The sequence below is a fragment of the Sphingobium sp. B2D3C genome, assembly GCF_025961835.1.
Taxonomy (GTDB): Bacteria; Pseudomonadota; Alphaproteobacteria; order Sphingomonadales; family Sphingomonadaceae; genus Sphingobium.
In genome coordinates this window covers 2,459,941-2,478,568 of the sequence record NZ_JAOQOK010000001.1, presented here as the reverse complement: position 1 = coordinate 2,478,568, position 18,628 = coordinate 2,459,941, and the positions used below count along the sequence as shown (strand labels likewise).

The window sequence follows — 18,628 nt, the reverse complement described above, 5'->3', positions numbered from 1 at the left end:
TCGTCTCTATAGCCTGACATTGCCATAGCCGACGGGGCTGCTCGACGCGGTCCGACAGGGGCGTTAGGGGAGGGTGATGTTTGATTGGCTCTCTGCGATCATCGACGCCAACCAGGCCCTTGTCGGGCTCGTCATCCTTGTGGGACTTTTCGTGGCGTTCGTGCGGGAGCGCTATCCGGCGACGGTGATCGCCGTGCTGGGCGTCTGCGCCTTCCTCGTCACGGGCTTGCTGGACAGCGCATCGCTGCTGCGCGCATTCGCCAATCCCGCGCCGATCACCATTGCCTCCATGTTCGTGCTCTCGGCCGCGTTGACCCGCACCGGCATTCTGGATGTGATCGGCAACTGGATCGTGGCCCGCGCCAAGGCGCATCCGATCCGCGCGATGATCGAACTGGTCGTTGGCTTGCTCGCGGCGGCTGCATTCATGAACAACACGCCGGTCGTGGTCATCATGATCCCGATCGTGTTGCGGCTGGCCTCGGCGATCAACGTTTCCGCCAAAAAGCTGCTCATTCCTTTGTCCTACATCTCCATGCTGGCCGGAACCCTGACGCTGGTGGGCACGTCGACCAATCTTCTGGTCGATGGCGTCGCGCGCGATCTGGGCGTCGCGCCATTCAGCGTTTTCGAGATCACGCCGGTGGGCATCATCGTGGCCGCCGCCGGGACTGTCGCCCTTGCGGTGCTGGGGCGCTTCCTGCTCCCGGATGGTGACGGCGCCCCCTATCACAGCGACGCGGACCGGGTGTTCCTGAGCGAGATCAGGATCGTGCGGGATAGCGGCCTGATCGGCAAAAACCTTTCCGAAAGCGGTCTCCTCAAGCGGGTTCGACTGGTGAGCATCCAGCGGGGCAGCCAGCTGATCGAGGCTATGGACGAGCCGTTCATGGCGGGCGATCGCCTCGTGGTGCGCGCCAAGCTGGCCGATCTGATGACCCTGCGCACCAACAAGGACATCGAGCTTGGCATCGCGACGGTCGGCAACACCAAAGCCGATGCGCCGCTGGTGGTGGAGGCGATCATTTCACCCGGTCACCCGAGCATCGGTAACCGGATGGTGGAAATCCCGTTCCTCAATGTGCTGCCGGTGCGGCTGCTGGGGATTACCCGGCATCGCCATGACGCCGGGCCGACCTTGGCCGATAGCCGCGTGCGCGCTGCCGACACGGTGCTGGTCACCGGGTCAGAGGCGGCCATCAATGCGCTGCGCGAGAACCAGAACCTCATCGGGGTGGAAGAGACCGAAGGCGTGGCTTTCCGCCCGACCAAGGCGCCCATCGCGGTCGCCGCGCTGGCGGGCACCATCGTCTTTTCCGCCTTGGGTCTCGTCCCGATAATGGTTGCAGGACTGATCGCCGTCGGCATCGTCCTCGCCGCGCGCTGCATCGATGGCGATGAAGCCTGGGGCTCGATCAATGGCGATGTGCTTGTCCTGATCTACGGCATGCTGTGCGTTGGCACGGCGCTCGATCAGGCGGGGAGCATTACCCTGCTGGTCAACGCGATGCGACCGCTGCTGGAGGGCGCCAGCCCCCTGGTGCTGCTCTTCATCGTCTATTTTGCGTCGAGCGCGCTCACCGAAGCCGTCAGCAACAATGCGGTGGCGGTGATCATGACGCCGATTGCCATCGGCCTGGCGACGACCCTCGGCACCGATCCGCGCCCGTTGCTGATCGCGGTGATGTTCGCGGCTTCGGCGAGTTTCGCGACGCCGATCAGCTATCAGACCAACACTATGGTCTATGCGGCCGGCAATTATCGCTTCGCCGATTTCCTGCGGATCGGCCTGCCGATGAACGTCGTGGTCGGGCTGACGACATGCCTCGCACTGGCGGCGCTCTATTGACGGCATTGAGCGCGGCGGTGCGAGCGCCTATCTGGCGGGGATGACCGATACGCTCCAGCCGCCCCGCGCGGCGCAACGCCCCCACCGCTCCGTCCACCACAATCGCACGCTGGACGACCCCTGGGCCTGGCTGCGCGATCCCGGTTATCCCGAGGTGACGGATCGCGACGTGCTCGACTATCTGACGGCCGAGAACGATTATTTCCAGGCGCATATGGCGGCGCGCAAGAGCCAGGTCGATGCGCTGTTCGCGGAGATGAAGGGCCGCATCAAGGAGGAGGACGGCTCCGTTCCGCAGAAGGACGGGGCTTATGTCTACTGGAGCACCTTCGAAGCAGGCGAGCAATATCGCCGCCACTGGCGCCGCAAGGTCGGCGCGGCGGAGGACGGATCGGCGGACGAACTGATCGTCGATGAGCCGGCGCTGGCGGAGGGGAAGGATTATTTCCGGCTCGGCAGCGTCGCGATTTCCAATGATGACCGGCTGCTCGCCTATGCGATCGATGACAACGGGTCGGAGCGCTACACGGTGCGCATCCGCAATCTGGAAACCGGCGAGATGCTGCCCGACGTCATTCCGGACGTGCTCTCGGCGCTGGTCTGGACCCGCGATGATCGCGCGCTTGTCTATGCCCCGGCCAACGCCCAGTGGCGCACGGATCGCGCGATGCTGCACCGCCTGGGCACCGATGTGGCGCAGGATGTCATGCTGTACCATGAGGCGGACGAAGGGTTCCGCGTCTCTGTGGGCCTCACCTGCGCGGAAAACTGGATCGTCATCGCCACCGGCGATCATGTGACGAGCGAGGTGCGGCTGGTGCCGGCCGGCGACCCGACTGCCGCGCCGATCCTCGTTTCGGCACGCGTGCCCGAACGCGAATATGATGTGGATGAGCATGAGGGCTGGCTCTACATCCGCGCCAATGACACCCACCCCAATTTCCGCTTGGCCCGCGCGCGCATCGAGACGCCGGACCAGTGGGAAGAGGTGCTGCCGGCCTCCGACGCATTTTACCTGACCGATTTCAGCCTGTTCAAGCGCTTCTATGTCACCGAAGGGCGCGAGAACGGCCTCGATCAGGTCGAGATCCGCGATTACGCAACCAACACGCCCAAGCGCCTCGATTTTCCCGAGGCGAGCTATGTCGCTGGGCTGGATGACAATCCCGAATATGATGTCGATACGCTGCGGCTGAGCTATGAATCGATGGTCACGCCCGAGACGATCTTCGACTATCGGCTGGCCGACGGACATCGCGAAACCCTCAAGGTGCGGGAGATTCCGTCTGGCTTCGATCCGGGGCTGTATGCCACGCAGCGCCTCACGGTCACCGCACGGGACGGCACGCCGATCCCCGTCTCCGTGCTGCACCGGCGCGACCATCCGCTCGATGGCTCCCGGCCGCTCTACCTTTATGGCTATGGTGCTTATGGCATTGCCATCGAGCCGGGCTTCGGCACCACGCGACTCAGCCTCGTCGACCGCGGCTTCGCCTTCGCTATCGCGCATATCCGCGGCGGCGATGACCTTGGCCAGCAATGGTACAAGGACGGCAAGCTGGAGAAGCGCACCAACACGTTCAACGATTTCGTGGATGTGGCGAAGGGGCTGATCGCCCTTGGCTACACCTCGGCGGGCAAGATCGCGACGTCGGGCGGCTCGGCTGGCGGCGAACTCATGGGCGCCATCGTCAATTCCGATCCCGATCTGTGGGGCGCTGTGGTCGCGCATGTGCCATTCGTCGATGTGCTCAACACGATGCTCGATGAGACGCTGCCCCTGACGCCGGGCGAGTGGCCGGAATGGGGCAACCCCATCGAGGATGCCGCCGCCTACGACCTGATCGCCAGCTATTCGCCCTACGACAATGTGAAGGCGCAGGCCTATCCCCCGATGCTGGTGACGGCGGGCCTCAACGATCCGCGGGTGACCTATTGGGAGCCGGCGAAATGGGTCGCGAAACTGCGCGAACTCAAAACCGACGACAATGTGCTGCTGCTCAAGACCAATATGGAAGCCGGCCATGGCGGCAAGTCCGGTCGCTGGGAATCGCTCCGGGAAACGGCGGAGGAATTCGCCTTCATTCTTTGGCAGCTTGGCATGGAAGAAGTCGGGCAGGGTGCGGGCGGCCATGGGGGCGGCCATGGGTAAGGCATTCGAGCAGCACTTTACGGCCGGCCCCGATGACATCGACATCATGGGCCATGTGAACAACGCCGTTTGGGTGCGGTGGATGGAGCAGCTTGCCACCGCCCATTGGGAATCGCTGGCGCCGCCCGACGCGCAGGCGCGCTATGTGTGGGTCGTGACGCGTCACGAGATCGATTATCGCGGCAATGTGACCGAAGGCGAGACGGTGCTCGCGCGGACCTGGATCGAGGAGCCGCCGCGCGGCGCCCGGTTCGATCGGCTGATCGCCTTCACCGGTGTCGATGGCACGCCCAAGGTGAATGCACGGACGACCTGGGCGATGATCGACAAGGAGACGGGCCGGCTGGCGCGGGTGCCCGCCGATCTCGCGACGATCTTTCTGGCTTGACGCACCACCGCGCGGTCAGGGCTGAGGGCTGGCCCCGGTCTCGGTCTCGGTGGGCAGGGGGGCGGGCGCCACGATGGGTGCGGCGCGCGGCTCCAGAATGGCGGCGGCTTCGATGACATCGAGCGCGCGCCGGGCTTCCTTGTAGCGGCGGGCTTGCTCCAGCCACAGCTCGGCCTCCGGCTGGGCCGGAAGCGCTGCGATTTCATCGATGGCGGCTTCCATCTGTCCGGATTCGGTGAACATCCGCGCGCGCGTGATGCGCTCGTCCAGCTCTGGGGAGGGATCGCCAGCGTGGCGGATCACGGCCAGACCCCGCAACTCCCGCATCGCTGCCGACCACCAGCCCTGATTCGGGTCACCGCGCTGGGCGGTGCTACGGACCTGCTCCAGCCCCTGGCGCAGTGTGGTGAGCGTCACCGGCTGCGCCGCGGCGTTGACGATGGTGGCGACGGCCTTGGGCTGCGCATCGCCGAACAGTAGCCGGAGCTGGCCCTCGATATAGCCGAGCGGCTGGCCGGCATCGAGCGCGCGCCGGGCGGCGAAGGCGATCATCATCGCCTCGGCCCGGTTGGCATGGCCAGAGGCCGCAATGGCAGCAAGCGAGATGCGGTTGAGGCGCTGCTCAAGCGTTAGCACGCGATCTTCGGGGCGTTCGGTGACGTCGGAGAGACCGCGCGACCGCGTGGCATCCGGCGCCTGCCCATTCGCCCCGCTCTCGGCGCCATTCTGGGCCGCGTTCATATCGTCTGTGAGTGCCGCCGGATCGCTGCCGGGGCCGAAGGACAGCCGATCCCAATTGGTCATGATCCAGGCCATCGCACCGAGGCCGAGCAGGAAGGCGATCAGCGAGCAGGCGACGATCAGCCGCAATCGGCTCCGGCGCGGCGGTTGCGCTCGGTCCGTCATCTCACCGACACCGTTTTCCGGTGCGTTGCCGTCCATCTGTTCTGCCCGATCCCTCAAGAGGCGCCTATACATAGCGAGGTTGCGAGGCGCAGCAAGGCGCTATCGTTCGGCTCCGGCGCGACGCTCACCCGGCGCCAGCCCGATCCGGTGGCGTTAGCCGCTGCCTGACTGATCGCGATGAGGAAATGGTTGCGGCAGGCAGGCGGCATCAGCGCGTTGAGGCGGCGCCCGGCAGCGGGCGAATGCACGGCGATGACGGAGGGGGGCATGGTCACCAGCATCTTGGTGTAGCGCCGCATATCCCGCGCCTCGGTGTGGTAGCAGATATGGCGCGTGATGCGCAGATCGAGCGGATCGAAGGGGCGCGTTTCTTCCCCGCAGATATGGAGGATGCGCCGGTGGCCGGCCGCGACGATCACGGGGACGGTGGACGCCGCATCGCCGCCGCCGATGATGACATTGGAGTGGCCAGCCTCGCGCACGGCGTCCGCGCTCGCCTCGCCCACGACATAAGCCGGCAGGTCCGGGAATCGCGCCAGCGCTTCGCTACCAAAGCGTGCGCCATTAGCGCTGGTGACGAGCAGGGCGTCGAACGGGCCTTGCGGGAGCGGTTCTTCATGGACCGCAACCACCTCGAAGAGAGGCAATTGCACCACCTCAAGACCGAGCGCAGCGGCTTTGGCGGCAGACGCATCATTGCCCGGTTGCGGGCGCAGGATGAGATAGGGGCGGTTCACGGCGTGAACAGGCTCCGCAGGGCTGGGGAGGCGCCATCGAGCAATTGCGCGGCCAGTGCGGCGGCGCCAGCCGTGTCGCCTGTGGGCAACATGATCTCGCCGGAGACCTGCTCGCCGCCGTCCTCCAGCAGGATCTGCCCGCGCAGATGAACGCCGGCGCCGGCCAGCCGCGCCAGCGCTCCGATGGGCGAGTGGCAACTGCCGCCCAGTGCGAGCAGCAGCGCGCGTTCGGCCAGAACGCAGGTTTGCGTCGGCGCATCGCTGATCGCGGCGAGCAGACGGCGCATCCGCTCGTCATCGGTGCGGCATTCGATGCCGACCGCGCCCTGCGCGACGGCGGGCAGCATGACCTCGGCAGGGACGGTGGCGCCGACATCTTCCATGCCGAGCCGGTTGAGGCCCGCCGCCGCGAGCAGCGTCGCATCGATCTCGCCGGCCTCCACGCTGGCGAGGCGCCGCGCGACATTGCCGCGCAGCAGCGTCGTGCGCAGGTCTGGCCGGAGCGCCCGCAACTGGGCGGCGCGGCGGGGCGAGGCGGTGCCGATGAGCGCGCCCTGCGGCAGGGCCTCGATGCTCGGCGCGCCGATCAGCCGGTCCTCCACCGCAGCGCGCGGCAGCATGGCGGCGATGTGGATGCTCTCCGGGCGGATCGTTTCCACATCCTTCATCGAATGCACGGCGCCGTCGATCTCGCCCGCCAGTAGCGCACGGTCCAGTTCCTTGGTCCACAGCGCCTTGCCGCCCAGTTCAGCCAGGGCGCGGTCCTGAATGCGGTCGCCACTGGTGGTGACGACGACGATCTCCAGCGCCTCACGGGGCAGGCCGTGGGCGAGCGCAAGCGCGGCCAGCGTCATTTTCGCCTGGGCCAGGGCAAGGGGGGAGCCGCGTGTGCCGAGGCGCAGCGGGGCGGTGGGCGAGGGAAACTGCTCGGGCATGATGGCGAATGCCGATAGACCCTGCGCGCGCACGTCTCTAGAGGAAAGTGCCATGCCCATCATCCTCGGTCTGGAATCAAGCTGCGACGAAACGGCGGCTGCGCTGGTCGCCAGCGATCGCACAATCCTTGCCCACCGTCTGGCGGGGCAGGAAGCCGCGCATGGCCCCTATGGCGGTGTGGTGCCGGAAATCGCGGCGCGCGCGCATGTCGAGGCGCTGATTCCGCTCGTGGAAGCGGCGTTGGCTGATGCCAAGCTCAGCCTCGCCGATGTCGATGCCATTGCCGCAACGGCAGGGCCGGGGTTGATCGGCGGGGTGATGGTCGGCCTTGTCACTGGAAAGGCGCTGGCCCATGCGGCTGGCAAGCCGCTGATTGCGGTCAATCATCTGGAGGGCCACGCGCTGTCACCGCGTCTGGCCGATCCATCGCTGGAATTCCCCTATTTGCTGCTGCTGGTCTCGGGCGGGCATTGCCAGCTACTCGAAGTGCGTGGGGTCGGCGATTATCGCCGGCTTGCCACGACCATCGACGATGCAGCGGGCGAGGCGTTTGACAAGACCGCCAAGCTGCTCGGCCTCGGCATTCCCGGCGGTCCGAAGGTGGAGGCGGTGGCGGCGCAGGGCAATCCGCGCGCCGTGCCGCTGCCGCGCCCATTGATCGGGAGCGGCGAGCCGCATTTCTCCTTCGCCGGCCTCAAGAGCGCCGTGATGCGCGCAGTCGAGAGCGGGCGGTGGGCGGATGCCGACATCGCGGCGAGCTTCCAGCAGGCAGTGATCGATTGTCTAGTAGATCGCACCAAGCGCGCTCTGGAAGCCATGGCAGACCGGCCGACGGCGCTGGTCGTCGCTGGCGGTGTGGCCGCCAATGCGGGCGTGCGCGGCGCGCTGGAGGGGCTAGCCGCTCAGCACGAGTTGCGATTCGTCGCCCCGCCGCTCTGGCTGTGCACGGACAATGCCGCGATGATCGGCTGGGCGGGGGCGGAGCGGTTCGCGCTCGGCCTGGTGGACGATCTCGCCGTGGCGGCGCGCCCGCGCTGGCCGCTGGACCCGAGCGCCGAGACGGTGCGCGGCGCGGGGGTGAAGGCATGAACGCGGCAGGGCCAATCGGCGTGCTCGGTGGTGGCGCCTGGGGTACGGCGCTGGCGCAGGTGCTGGCGGAAGGGGGCAGCGACGTGCTGCTCTGGGCGCGCAATGGCGCGGTGGTGGAGGCGATCAACACGCGCCGCCAGAATGAGACCTATCTGCCCGGCCAGCCCCTCTCGCCGCGCATTCGGGCGACGCAGGCGCCGGGCGATCTCGCCGGCGCCGGGGCGCTGCTGGTGGTGACGCCCTCCCAATCAATGCGCGCCGTTCTCTCCCAGTTCGCGCCGCAGGGCCAGTCGCTGATTCTCTGCTCGAAAGGAATCGAGGCCGGGTCGCACTTGCTGATGCATGAAGTCGCCCGCGAGGTGATGCCCGGCTCGCCGGTGGCGGTGCTCTCGGGCCCGACCTTCGCGCATGAGGTCGCCGCCGGCCTGCCGACGGCTGTCACGCTCGCTGCTGAGGAAGAAGCGCTGGCGCGGCTGCTGGCGGATGTGATCGCGCGACCGACCTTCCGGCCCTATGTCTCCGACGATGTGGTGGGCGCCGAGATCGGCGGCGCGGTCAAGAATGTCCTCGCCATTGCCTGCGGCGTGGTCGAGGGCGCGGGACTGGGGCAGAATGCCCGTGCGGCCCTGATTGCGCGCGGTTTCGCGGAAATGACCCGTTTCGGCCTCGCGCGGGGCGGGCGGCCGGAGACGATGGCCGGCCTGTCGGGTCTCGGCGATCTGGTGCTGACCTGTTCCTCGACCCGGTCCCGCAATTATGCGCTGGGCTATGGGCTGGGGCAGGGGCAATCCCCCGATGCGCTGCTGGCCCATCGCCATACGGTGGCCGAGGGGGCCTCGACGGCACCGGTGCTGCACGAAGCGGCGCGCGCACAGGGCATCGATATGCCCGTCACGGAAGCGGTCTGCGCGCTTCTTTCCGGCGCGTCGCGCGTTGACGATGTGATCGCCGCGCTACTGGCCCGGCCGTTACGCGCCGAATGAGGGACCAAGAGACTTTGCGCACATCGATCGCAACGCCTATGGCTGGCTGGCGCGGCGCAACGGCCCGCGCCGGGGAGCGCCTTGCATGACCATAGCGCGTGGGGAGGCCGAGCAGGCCGAACGCGATGACATCTCGGCGCTGGCGCGGGGCGGCAGGGCCAATGTGCTGGGCTTCGTGCTGCGGCTGGCGGCGCGCATTCCCTTCCTGTTCATTGCCGGGCGGCTCTATGGCGCGGCGACGCTCGGTCGCTTCGCTTATGCCGTGCTGGTCATCGAATTTGCCGCGCAACTGGCCACCATGGGGCTCAAGCGCGGTCTGGCCGAGCAATTGGCGAAGGACAGCCGCCCACAGGCCCATGTCGTTGCCGATGCCATGTGGCTGTGCATCCTCGTCAGCGCCGTGGCGGCGGGCCTGCTCATCATCTTCCCTGAGGCGATGTTCCCCAATAGCGGCCTCAACGGGCTGGACCGGCTGCTGCCGCTGATCGTCATCGCCATTGCGACGACCGAGGTGGCGCTGGCAGCCTGTGCCTATCAATACAACATCGCCGCGACCGTGCGGGCGCGGGCCATTGTGGAGCCGTGGACAATCAGCATCGCGGCGCTGGCGCTCTATTTCTACTCGCCGCGCGACGGGCTGATCCTCGCCTATGTCGCCTCAATGGCGGCCGCGATGCTGGCGGCGTTCTGGCCGCTGATGCACCATTATGGCCTGCCGCGTGGCTGGCGGCCGCATCCGGGGCGGATCTGGCATCTGGCCATGCGCAATCTGCCGCTGGCCGGCGCGGACGCCATCGAATGGGGCACGCGGCGTCTCGATCTCGCCATTTTGGGCCTGTTCGCGTCCCCGGCGATCGTCGGCATCTATTATGTCGCGCAGCAGGTCGCCTCCCTGCCGCAGAAGCTCAAGACCAGCTTCGAGCCGATTCTCGGCCCGGTCATCACCCGCAACATCGCGCTCGGCAATCATGAGGCGATTGGGCGCCAGGTGAGCCAGGTCGGCTTCTGGATCGTCGCGGCGCAGCTTGGCGTCGCCGTGGCGCTGGCGATGCCGGGCGAGGCGGTGATGGGACTGGTCGGGCCGACCTTCGTGATCGGTGCCGCCGCGCTTGGCGGCCTGCTGGCGGCGGAAGTGCTCGCGAGCCCGGCGGTGGTGAGCGAGGCGGCGCTGGTGTACCTCGCCCGCCTGCGCAACCTCTACCTCTCGCTGGCCACCGTGGGCCTGCAGGCGATGCTGACGGTGGGCCTGCTCATCGTGGCGCGCTGTTATGAGTTGGCGGACGGCTATGTCGCCGCGATGCCGGCGGTGGCGCTGGCGATTGCCCTTGGTTGCGGCGCCATCGCCAAATCCCGGTTGCTCAGCGGTCTGCTGGGGATGCGCCTGCCGATCTGGCGGTCGAGCCTTGTGCTCTGCGGTGTCGTAGCCGGGCTTGTCGGCTTTGGCTTCACGCTGCTCCCGCGCCGGCTCGAATGGATCGAGCTGGTGGTTGGCCTGCCGCTCACGCTGGCTGTCTATTGCGTGCTGATGTGGAAGGTCGCATTCGGCGAGGCCGACCGCACACTGTTCCGCAAGCAGAAGCTCGGTGCCAGCGGGGACGACACGCCCGCCTGACGAGCCCCAAGAAAAAGGCCGGCGCCCATTGGGAGGGCACCGGCCTGTTCGATAATCTGCCGAAAGCCTATTTCTTCGGTTCGGGCGCCACGGTCACGCGGACCTCTTCGCCATTCTGCCCCGGGAAGCCCGTGAACAGCGCGTCGATGAGGTTCGGCACCAGATAGGTCAGCTTGTTGCTGAGCGACTGGGCGCGGGCGGTGCCCTCGAACAGTGGCTCGCCGCCGACCCGGTTGATCCGCATGTGCAGATCGCTCTGGTAGACCATGTAGCTCTCGATATCCGTATAGCCCGGTCCCCACATGAAGGGATCGTTCCAGCCCATCACATAGCGGCCGCGCCAGCCACGGTAGTAGCCTGGATAATAGAAGGGATCGTAGAAGGGCGAGCGGGCAAAGCCGGTCGAGCGGACACGCTGCGTACCGCGATCCACCCCATAATCCAGCTCAACGACGAGCTGCGCGCTCGCCGGATCGGCCGCACGGGTATAGCCCTGATCGACCAGACGCTGGGCGACCAGATCCGCATAATGCTGGAATTCGAGGCTGCCGGCCAAATCCTGTTCGCCGGGCATGATGGTGAAGCTCTGGCCCTGCGCGGGCGGAAGCTGCTGGAAGCGGGCCACATCCGCCTTGAAGGGCGAGGCGCAGCCTGCGAGGCCAAGCGCAAGGAGCGAGGCCGCTGCAGTGACGAGGAGACGCTTGCTGTTCATAAGACGGTTCCGTTTCTCGGGCGAGTACACCCTCTAGGACGTAGTGTACGCCTTGATACCTTAGGTCAAATGAACTGGCGTTGAATGCGGTTCCTGCAATCGGCGTGCCGTGTGTCGAAACGGCGCAGCGGCCTTCCGCTCAGCGCATCAATCCCATCGCCTCATAGGCGCCGCGCAGGGTGGGCTCGGCTGCCTTTGCGGCCGCCGCCGCACCCTTCTCCAATATGGCATCGAGCGCGGCATGATCTTCCTGCAGCGCAATGAACCGCTCCCGGATCGGCGCGAGGTGCGTCACCAGAAGATCGGCCAGCGCAGGCTTGAAGGCGCCAAAGCCCTGCCCGGCGAACTGCGCGCACACCGCATCGGGCGTGGTGCCCGAAAGGGTGGCGTAGATGCCGACCAGATTGAGCGCCTCGGCCCGCCCGGCCAGACCGGCCGCCTCGGCGGGCAGCGGCTCGGCATCCGTCTTGGCCTTGCGCACCTTCTGCACGATGGTGTCGCTGTCGTCCGTCAGGTTGATCCGGCTCATGTCGCTGGGGTCGGACTTGGACATCTTGGCCGTGCCATCGCGCAGGCTCATGATCCGCGCTGTCTCCTTGGGGATGATCGGATCGGGCAGGGTGAACAGCTCCACGCCGAAATCGGCGTTGAACTTGACCGCAATGTCGCGGGTCAGCTCCAGATGCTGCTTCTGGTCCTCGCCTACGGGCACATGGGTGGCCTGATACAGCAGCACGTCGGCGGCCTGCAGAACCGGGTAGACGAACAGGCCGACGCTGGCGCCCTCGCGATTCTTGCCGGCCTTGTCCTTGAACTGGGTCATGCGGTTCAGCCAGCCGATCCGCGCCGTGCCATTGAGCAACCAGCACAGCTCGGCATGAGCCGGCACGCGCGCCTGATTGAACAGCACGGAGCGATCCGGGTCGATGCCGCACGCGACGAGCGCAGCCGCCATGTCCCGCACATTGGCCAGCCTTTGCTCGCGCGTCTCGTGGACGGTGATCGAGTGCATGTCCGCTAGGAAGAAGAAGCAGTGCGAGTCCGAATCCATCTCATCCTGCATCCGCACCCAGTTGCGGATCGCGCCCAGATAATTGCCCAGATGGAGATTACCGGTCGGCTGGATGCCGGAGAGCACGCGCATGAGGAAAGTCCTGCTTTATAAGAAGAGCCCCGCTCTGTCGTCCGTGAGGCGTGGCGTCAAGCCGGGCGAACAATCGGGAGGGGGCGCGTCAGCGCGGTCTGCGCCGCAACTGCGCCTTCAGTTCGGCAATGCGATAGGCGCCAAAGCCGATGGCGGCGATGGCGTAGACCAGCCCGCCGCCACCGCAGAGCAGGCCGAGCGCGATGAGGCGGCGCCAGAAGCCGGCGGCCATATGCGCGTCGAGAAGCTGGTTGCCCGCCCAGAGCGCGGCGCCCATCAGCGCGCCCGCTGCGACGATGCGCAGCGCCTTGGCGCGGAAGCGTGCGTCGAGGGTGAGGTGCTCCTTGCGGCTGAGCGTCCAGTAGAGCAGCGCGACGTTCACCCAGGCCGAGAGAGCCGTGGAAGCCGCAATGCCGGCGGCACCGAACCGCCAGATCAGCGTGAGATTGCCGACCAGATTGACCAGCATGGCAATGAACGCGATGCGCACGGGCGTTTTCGTGTCGGCACGGGCGTAGAAGCCGGGGGTCAACACCTTGATGAGCACATAGGCGGGGACGCCCGGTGCGAAGGCGGCGAGCACGGCGGCCGCGCCGAGCGTGTCTTCCGCCGTGAAGGCGCCATGCTGAAAGACGCCGCGGATGATCGGCACGGCCGAGACGAACAGGGCGATCGCGGCGGGCAAGGCGAGGAACAGCGCCAGTTCCAGCGCGCGGTTCTGCGTCTCATTGGCGGCGCGGGTGTCGCCGGCGCCGATCTGGCGGGAGATGAGCGGCAGCATCGCAGTGCCCACGCCGATGCCGATCAGGCCGAGCGGAAGCTGGTTCAGCCGGTCGGCATAATAGATCCAGCTCACCGAGCCTTGCGGCAGGAAGCGCGCTGCAAGCGAGGTGGAAATGAGCAGGTTGATCTGTATGGCGCCCTGGCCGATGGCGGCGGGCGCGATCAGCAGCAGCATCGCCTTCACCTGTGGCGAGAGGCGCGGGGCCGACAGCTTCAGGGCCACGCCGATCCGGCGGCAGGACCAGATCAGCCAGAGCAATTGCATCGCCCCGGAGACGGTGACGGCAATCGCTTGAGTGACGGCCGTTTCGATCTCCGTGTCCCCCCGGAAGAACAGCAGCGCCCCGATCATGCACAGGTTGAGCAGGGACGGCGCTGCGGCATTGACCCAGAAGCGGTTGAAGCTGTTGAGGATGCCGCCGAGCAGCGAGGTGAGCGAGATCAGCCCGAGATAGGGGAAGGTAATGATGGTGAGATGGCGCGCGAGCGCGAACTTCTCAGGACCACCATCCGGGAAGCCGCCGGTCATCGCCCACACGACCGGTCCGGCGGCGAGCATCATGACGATGGTGAGCGCGACGAGGATGGGGAAGAGGACCGAGAGCACCTGACCGGCAAAGCGAATCGCTGCCGCGCGTCCGGCCTCCGGATCATCGGCGCCCTCCTTGCCCATGATGCGGTTGAACATCGGCACGAAGGCGGCGGAGAAAGCGCCTTCCGCGAACAGGGCGCGGAACAGGTTGGGCAGGCGCCAGGCGATCAGGAAGGCGTCCGACGCGAAGCCGGCGCCGACGTAGCGCGCCATCAGCATGTCCCGCACCATGCCGAGGACGCGGCTGACGAGGGTGAGGGCGCCGATGGTGCCGGTAGAGCGCAGCAGGCTCATGGCAGGCCCGCCGGAGTGGACGCGGGCTGAAACGGCACCGCCCGGCAGCGCTGAGGCGCGGCCGAGCGGCGAAGGGCTGCAGTCAGGCGAGGAAAGGCAAAGCGCATGGGCATGACCCTTCCTCTATGCCGGACTGGATGATGATCAGGCGTGGCCGGCGGGCTCGCCCTGCGCGGCGGCCTCGATCTGCGCCTGCTGCTGGACGTACAGGGCGCCGAAATCGATGGGATCGAGCATGAGCGGCGGGAAGCCGCCATCCTGCACCGCATCGGCCAGCACGCGGCGGGCGAAGGGGAAGAGCAGGCGGGGCGCCTCGGCATAGAGGAACGGGCGCATCTGGTCATCGGGCACGTTGCGGATGCCGAAGAGGCCGGCGAACACCAGTTCGACGGCAAAGGCGGTGCCTTGCTCGGCCACGGCCTTAGCGCTCACCTTCAGCGCGACTTCGTACACATCATCGGCAATCTGGTTGTTGCTGATGTTGAAGTTGATGTCGATCTGCGGCTGCTCCTGCCACTGGTAGACGGCCGGCGCGTTCGGGTTCTCGAACGAGAGATCCTTCACATATTGCGCGATCAGGCCGATCTGGGGCTGGGTGTCGGCGCCATTGGCGACGGTGTCGGTCGTGTCGGTCATGCGTGAATCCTGTTCCTCGATGGTCGCTGCCATGCCGCCGGCGCAGGACCGCCGCGACCTAGAAGCTGGAAAGTCGCCGGACACCGAGCGTGCCGGGCAAAACCGCGCTCCTTGTCCATGGGCGCGCCGCTTAGCAGGCACGCAAGGCGGGGGCAATGGGGTGGCGCTTCCCGGGTGCGCGGAACGCATGCGGGGCCGACGAAAATCGGGGTGGGGAGGCCGGGCGCCTGCGTTGGCGGCTTTTTTACCCAATGTCGGTATCGTTCCGGCGATCTGGCGCGTTGTCCGTTTGAAGTTTTGCGCGAACGTGCCTATGTCTTGCGGGTTGTATTTTGAAGGAAGGGTGTTGACCTCGTGACCGTCATCGTCGTGCTGGCCATGATCTTCGCACTGCTGGCGTTGCGGCTTTACTCTGTGCTCGGCAAGCGCACGGGTCATGAGCAGCGGCAGCTTCCCACGCCGGCCGACGATCGTCCGGCCGCGCCCATGCCGTCCTCCGGGCAGGTCGACAATCGCACGCCCGCTCAGCGCGCGGCCGACAATGCGGTGGCAGTGCCAGCCCAGCCCGGTCTGCGCGCGATCATCGCGACCGACCGCAACTTCGATGTCGCGCAGTTTCTGGGTGGCGCCAAGGCGGCCTATGGCATGATCCTCGAAGCCTATTGGAAGGGCGACCGCGAGACGCTGCGCACCTATTGCGCGGACGATGTGTATGAGGCGTTCAGCGCCGCCATCGACCAGCGCGAGGCCGATGGGCTGACCATGGACAACAAGCTCGTCCGCATCGAGGACGCGCGGATCGACGCTGCGCGCGTCGAGAGCGGCACCGCCTTCATCGCGATCCACTTCGAAGCGGATCTGTCCGCCATCACGCGTGACCGGGACGGCAATGTCGTGGCCGGATCGCTGGACGATGCCATCTCCACGGCGGAAACCTGGACGTTCAGCCGCAATCTCTCCAGCCGCGATCCCAATTGGGAGCTGGTGGAGACGGACGAAGGCTGATCGCGCGCAGGCGGATCGCCATGCCGGCTCGTTTTCAGACTCGTTTCAAGCAGCTTTCCGCTCTGGCAAGCGCGCTGGCGCTTGCGGCGTGCGGGAGCATGATTCCGCCGGGTGGGCCTGGTCAGAGACCCGTCCCCTCCCGGCCTTCTTCGCCCGCCACGCCGCCGCAACCGGCAACCCCGCGTCCGCCGCTTACCCCGGTCCCTGCGCCTACCCCTGCGCCCGATCAGGCTGAGCTGGCGCCCGCCGTGGCGGCCGGCCTGACGCCGGGGCCAGCGATCGACACGGTTCTGCCGGCCGCATCCGAGCGGATGGGGCAAGCCTTGCGGGCTTTCCGCCTCTCCTGCCCCTCGCTGCTGCGTCGGCGCGACCAGAGCGGCCTCACCGGCAATGCCGACTGGCAAACGGCCTGCGCGGCGGCGGCAAGCTGGAGCGAGGCAAACGCGCGGGAATTCTTCCGGCGCTATTTCGAAACCGTGCAGGTCGGTGACGGCAAGGCATTCGCGACCGGCTATTACGAACCGGAAATCGCTGGCTGCCGCACGCGCGCCACGGGCTGCGAGACGCCGATCTATCGCAAGCCGGACGATCTCATCGAGGTCGATCTCGGCCTGTTCAGCGAAAGCCTCAAGGGTCGGCGCATCAGGGGCAAGGTGCAGGGCTCCAGCTTCGTGCCCTATGATGACCGGGCGGCCATCACCGCAGGCGTGCTGGACGGGCGTGGTCTGGAACTGGCCTATGCCGTCGATCCGGTCGAGTTGTTCTTCCTCGAGGTGCAGGGCAGCGGGCGGTTGCGCCTGCCTGATGGCGGGATCATGCGCATCGGCTATGCCGGGCAGAATGGGCGCGATTATACCGGCATCGGCCGGCTGATGCGGGACCGGGGGCTGATCCAGATCGGCTCGATGCAGGACATCATGAGCTGGCTGCGCGCCAATCCGGCGCAGGGCCAGTCGATCATGAACGAGAATAAAAGCTACGTCTTCTTCCAGGAGCTGACCGGTCCCGGGCCGCTGGGTGCGCTGGGCGTGCCGGTGACGGCGGAGGTGAGCGTCGCGGCCGACCCCACCTTCGTGCCGCTCGGCGCGCCGGTGCTGCTGTCGCTCGACCGGGTCGAGCCCAACGGGCTCTGGATCGCACAGGATACCGGTGGGGCCATCAAGGGCAGCAATCGCTTCGATACCTTCTGGGGTGCCGGTGAGCGCGCTCGCGGCATCGCCGGCGGCATGTCTGCCCGTGGGAGCGCCCTGCTGCTGCTGCCGATCGGCACCTATGCCCGCCTGACCGCTGGCCGCTGAGCGTGGCCCGGCGGGTTCTCACGCCCGATGAGCGCGCGCTCTGGGGCAAGCTGACCCGTACGGTGACACCCCTGCGGCGGGTCCGTCCGCTTCCACCGGTGGAGCCGGTCTCGGCAGCGGCTTTTGCTGCGGCGCTGGATACGCCCAAGCCGGTGAAGGGCCGAATTCCACCGAGTCGTCCCGTGGCGCCGCCGCCATCCCCGCCGGCGCCCGTCGCCGTGCCCGTGCTGGACGGCAGCTGGGAGAAGCGCATTCGCTCCGGGCGGATTATTCCCGATCATGCCATCGATCTGCACGGCCTCAATCTGGCGGCAGCGCATATCCGGCTGGAACGGGCCATCGGCGATGCCCTCGCGCAGGGCTGGCGGGTGCTGCTGGTGGTGACCGGCAAGCCGCGGCCCGCCCCGGCGCCCGGCGAAACCCGGCGACGTGGCGCGATTCGCGCGGAAATCGGTGATTGGCTGGCGAGGAGCGCCCATGCCCACCGCATCGCCAGCGTTCGCCAGGCCCATCCCCGCCATGGCGGGGATGGCGCGCTCTACGTGATTTTGCGCCGCAGCAATTAGGCAGCGCCGCATGGCCCGGGATAGCCATGCGCACGAGGATGTCCGCGCTGGCATGTCGCCCGCTGGCAGGCAGGAAACCGCCATTTGCGTTCGTTCATATTCGCGCTCCGAAATGAGACAGAAATTTACCGCGTTTCTGCGAAATCCCATTGGACGGAGGGTTAAGAATCGATTAACAATTGCCCCTCTTATGTGGGAGTTGAACATGAACATGAACCTCTTTGCCAAGGCGTCTGCGATCGCCCTCGGCCTTGCCGCGGTTACCCCGGCGCAGGCCGTGACCTTCCTGTACTTCCCCGGCACGTCCGCACCGACGGCAGGCTACAATGTGATCAACCAGTTCGACACGACGGCTGGCATCACCGGCTCGAACTTCCAGATCAACACGCCGCCGTCCAACTCGACCGGCGCGCCGCCGGCCTATGCGACGTTCGGTTCGTCTTCCTATCTGTCGGTTCTCGCCAACGGTTCTGCGACGATCAACTTCGGCGCTGCCAGCGCGGTGGAGTTCGACTGGGGTTCGATCGACGCCTACAACACGCTGACCGTTCTGCTGGACGGTGGCTCCAGCTTCGTCATCACGCCGGGCGGCAACTTCACCAATGACGCCGACGGCAACCAGATCCTGGCGAACACCAATGGCCTGTTCCAGATCTTCGCTGAGGGTAACGAGAAGATCGTGGGCCTGACGCTGGAATCGAGCCGCAACTCGTTCGAGATCGACAATCTCGCGACCGTTCCGGTTCCGGAGCCCGCCACCTGGGCGATGATGATCGCCGGCCTCGGCCTGGTCGGTGGCGTGATGCGTCGCCGCGCTGGCGCCACGAGCGTCACCTTCGCCTGATTTTCAATCAGTCGACAGATTTGGGAAACGCCGTCGGTTGGGAGACCGGCGGCGTTTTCTTTTGGTTTTGGGATCGGCGGTTTAGCAGGTGAGGCGCAAGGT

General features: G+C 66.8%; 17 protein-coding genes. 10 read left to right on the top strand and 7 right to left on the bottom strand.

Translation table 11 applies throughout. The features are described from left to right. Positions 1-76: 76 nt before the first annotated feature. Genes M2339_RS11560 through M2339_RS11550 form a run of 3 tightly spaced genes read left to right on the top strand, consistent with a single transcriptional unit; the run spans position 77 to position 4,389 of the window. Positions 77-1,849, top strand: coding sequence for an SLC13 family permease (locus tag M2339_RS11560; RefSeq protein ID WP_264586527.1), 1,773 nt, complete (start codon positions 77-79; stop codon positions 1,847-1,849). A gap of 40 nt (positions 1,850-1,889) precedes the next feature. Further along, positions 1,890-4,001 carry a S9 family peptidase gene (locus M2339_RS11555; RefSeq protein WP_264586528.1) on the top strand — a complete coding sequence of 704 codons (2,112 nt, stop codon included), beginning with the start codon at positions 1,890-1,892 and terminating at the stop codon, positions 3,999-4,001. Further along, the gene (locus M2339_RS11550; RefSeq protein WP_264586529.1) at positions 3,994-4,389 is read left to right on the top strand and encodes an acyl-CoA thioesterase; all 396 of its coding nucleotides are present in this window, start codon (positions 3,994-3,996) and stop codon (positions 4,387-4,389) included. The genes M2339_RS11555 and M2339_RS11550 overlap by 8 nt, the downstream gene beginning before the upstream one ends. Positions 4,390-4,404: 15 nt before the next feature. Here M2339_RS11550 and M2339_RS11545 read toward each other — a convergent pair whose 3' ends face one another. From M2339_RS11545 to hemC, 3 genes are read right to left on the bottom strand one after another with little or no spacing between them, the layout of a single operon-like run. After that, positions 4,405-5,295, bottom strand: a complete 891-nt coding sequence (locus M2339_RS11545; protein ID WP_264606350.1) for a hypothetical protein — start codon at positions 5,293-5,295, stop codon at positions 4,405-4,407. A 53-nt stretch (positions 5,296-5,348) separates the two neighbouring features. Continuing rightward, positions 5,349-6,032, bottom strand: a complete 684-nt coding sequence (locus M2339_RS11540) for a uroporphyrinogen-III synthase (protein WP_264586531.1) — start codon at positions 6,030-6,032, stop codon at positions 5,349-5,351. Further along, a complete protein-coding gene (gene hemC, locus M2339_RS11535; RefSeq protein ID WP_264588309.1) occupies positions 6,029-6,967 on the bottom strand; it encodes a hydroxymethylbilane synthase in 939 nt (312 codons plus the stop codon). Before hemC ends, M2339_RS11540 begins: the two co-directional genes overlap by 4 nt. 52 nt (positions 6,968-7,019) lie before the next feature. Here hemC and tsaD point away from each other — a divergent pair, with 52 nt between their 5' ends. From tsaD to M2339_RS11520, 3 genes are all read left to right on the top strand, one after another. Continuing rightward, positions 7,020-8,057 carry a tRNA (adenosine(37)-N6)-threonylcarbamoyltransferase complex transferase subunit TsaD gene (gene tsaD / locus M2339_RS11530; RefSeq protein ID WP_264586532.1) on the top strand — a complete coding sequence of 346 codons (1,038 nt, stop codon included), beginning with the start codon at positions 7,020-7,022 and terminating at the stop codon, positions 8,055-8,057. After that, the gene (locus M2339_RS11525) at positions 8,054-9,040 is read left to right on the top strand and encodes an NAD(P)H-dependent glycerol-3-phosphate dehydrogenase (RefSeq protein WP_264576600.1); all 987 of its coding nucleotides are present in this window, start codon (positions 8,054-8,056) and stop codon (positions 9,038-9,040) included. The genes tsaD and M2339_RS11525 overlap by 4 nt, the downstream gene beginning before the upstream one ends. A gap of 85 nt (positions 9,041-9,125) precedes the next feature. Beyond that, positions 9,126-10,652, top strand: coding sequence for a lipopolysaccharide biosynthesis protein (locus M2339_RS11520; protein ID WP_264606349.1), 1,527 nt, complete (start codon positions 9,126-9,128; stop codon positions 10,650-10,652). A gap of 67 nt (positions 10,653-10,719) precedes the next feature. On the opposite strand, the gene M2339_RS11515 is transcribed toward M2339_RS11520, so the two are convergent. The 4 genes from M2339_RS11515 to secB form a co-directional block, all read right to left on the bottom strand. Beyond that, a complete protein-coding gene (locus M2339_RS11515) occupies positions 10,720-11,364 on the bottom strand; it encodes a DUF4136 domain-containing protein (RefSeq protein WP_181558658.1) in 645 nt (214 codons plus the stop codon). A gap of 139 nt (positions 11,365-11,503) precedes the next feature. Then, a complete protein-coding gene (trpS, locus tag M2339_RS11510) occupies positions 11,504-12,508 on the bottom strand; it encodes a tryptophan--tRNA ligase (RefSeq protein ID WP_264586534.1) in 1,005 nt (334 codons plus the stop codon). An 88-nt stretch (positions 12,509-12,596) separates the two neighbouring features. Beyond that, a complete protein-coding gene (murJ, locus tag M2339_RS11505; RefSeq protein ID WP_181558660.1) occupies positions 12,597-14,177 on the bottom strand; it encodes a murein biosynthesis integral membrane protein MurJ in 1,581 nt (526 codons plus the stop codon). Between the two features lie 144 nt (positions 14,178-14,321). After that, positions 14,322-14,813, bottom strand: coding sequence for a protein-export chaperone SecB (gene secB, locus M2339_RS11500; RefSeq protein WP_264576595.1), 492 nt, complete (start codon positions 14,811-14,813; stop codon positions 14,322-14,324). A gap of 354 nt (positions 14,814-15,167) precedes the next feature. Between secB and M2339_RS11495 the strand changes: the two genes are divergently transcribed. From M2339_RS11495 to M2339_RS11480, 4 genes are all read left to right on the top strand, one after another. Beyond that, entirely contained in the window at positions 15,168-15,818 is a 651-nt protein-coding gene (locus M2339_RS11495) for a Tim44/TimA family putative adaptor protein (protein WP_264586535.1), read from the top strand. A 20-nt stretch (positions 15,819-15,838) separates the two neighbouring features. Then, a complete protein-coding gene (locus M2339_RS11490) occupies positions 15,839-17,116 on the top strand; it encodes a murein transglycosylase A (RefSeq protein ID WP_264586536.1) in 1,278 nt (425 codons plus the stop codon). A 2-nt stretch (positions 17,117-17,118) separates the two neighbouring features. After that, a complete protein-coding gene (locus tag M2339_RS11485; RefSeq protein ID WP_264571981.1) occupies positions 17,119-17,682 on the top strand; it encodes a Smr/MutS family protein in 564 nt (187 codons plus the stop codon). A gap of 205 nt (positions 17,683-17,887) precedes the next feature. Beyond that, entirely contained in the window at positions 17,888-18,526 is a 639-nt protein-coding gene (locus tag M2339_RS11480; RefSeq protein ID WP_264571982.1) for a PEPxxWA-CTERM sorting domain-containing protein, read from the top strand. Positions 18,527-18,628: the final 102 nt, after the last annotated feature.

Excerpts from the sequence above, each read along its gene's own strand:
- M2339_RS11545 (WP_264606350.1), bottom strand. The coding sequence starts at position 5,295 with ATGACGGACCGAGCGCAACCGCCGCGCCGGAGCCGATTGCGGCTGATC.
- M2339_RS11560 (WP_264586527.1), top strand. The coding sequence starts at position 77 with ATGTTTGATTGGCTCTCTGCGATCATCGACGCCAACCAGGCCCTTGTC.
- secB (WP_264576595.1), bottom strand. The coding sequence starts at position 14,813 with ATGACCGACACGACCGACACCGTCGCCAATGGCGCCGACACCCAGCCC.
- M2339_RS11555 (WP_264586528.1), top strand. The coding sequence starts at position 1,890 with ATGACCGATACGCTCCAGCCGCCCCGCGCGGCGCAACGCCCCCACCGC.
- tsaD (WP_264586532.1), top strand. The coding sequence starts at position 7,020 with ATGCCCATCATCCTCGGTCTGGAATCAAGCTGCGACGAAACGGCGGCT.
- M2339_RS11520 (WP_264606349.1), top strand. The coding sequence starts at position 9,126 with ATGACCATAGCGCGTGGGGAGGCCGAGCAGGCCGAACGCGATGACATC.
- hemC (WP_264588309.1), bottom strand. The coding sequence starts at position 6,967 with ATGCCCGAGCAGTTTCCCTCGCCCACCGCCCCGCTGCGCCTCGGCACA.
- M2339_RS11550 (WP_264586529.1), top strand. The coding sequence starts at position 3,994 with ATGGGTAAGGCATTCGAGCAGCACTTTACGGCCGGCCCCGATGACATC.
- M2339_RS11480 (WP_264571982.1), top strand. The coding sequence starts at position 17,888 with ATGAACATGAACCTCTTTGCCAAGGCGTCTGCGATCGCCCTCGGCCTT.
- M2339_RS11515 (WP_181558658.1), bottom strand. The coding sequence starts at position 11,364 with ATGAACAGCAAGCGTCTCCTCGTCACTGCAGCGGCCTCGCTCCTTGCG.
- murJ (WP_181558660.1), bottom strand. The coding sequence starts at position 14,177 with ATGAGCCTGCTGCGCTCTACCGGCACCATCGGCGCCCTCACCCTCGTC.
- M2339_RS11490 (WP_264586536.1), top strand. The coding sequence starts at position 15,839 with ATGCCGGCTCGTTTTCAGACTCGTTTCAAGCAGCTTTCCGCTCTGGCA.
- trpS (WP_264586534.1), bottom strand. The coding sequence starts at position 12,508 with ATGCGCGTGCTCTCCGGCATCCAGCCGACCGGTAATCTCCATCTGGGC.
- M2339_RS11525 (WP_264576600.1), top strand. The coding sequence starts at position 8,054 with ATGAACGCGGCAGGGCCAATCGGCGTGCTCGGTGGTGGCGCCTGGGGT.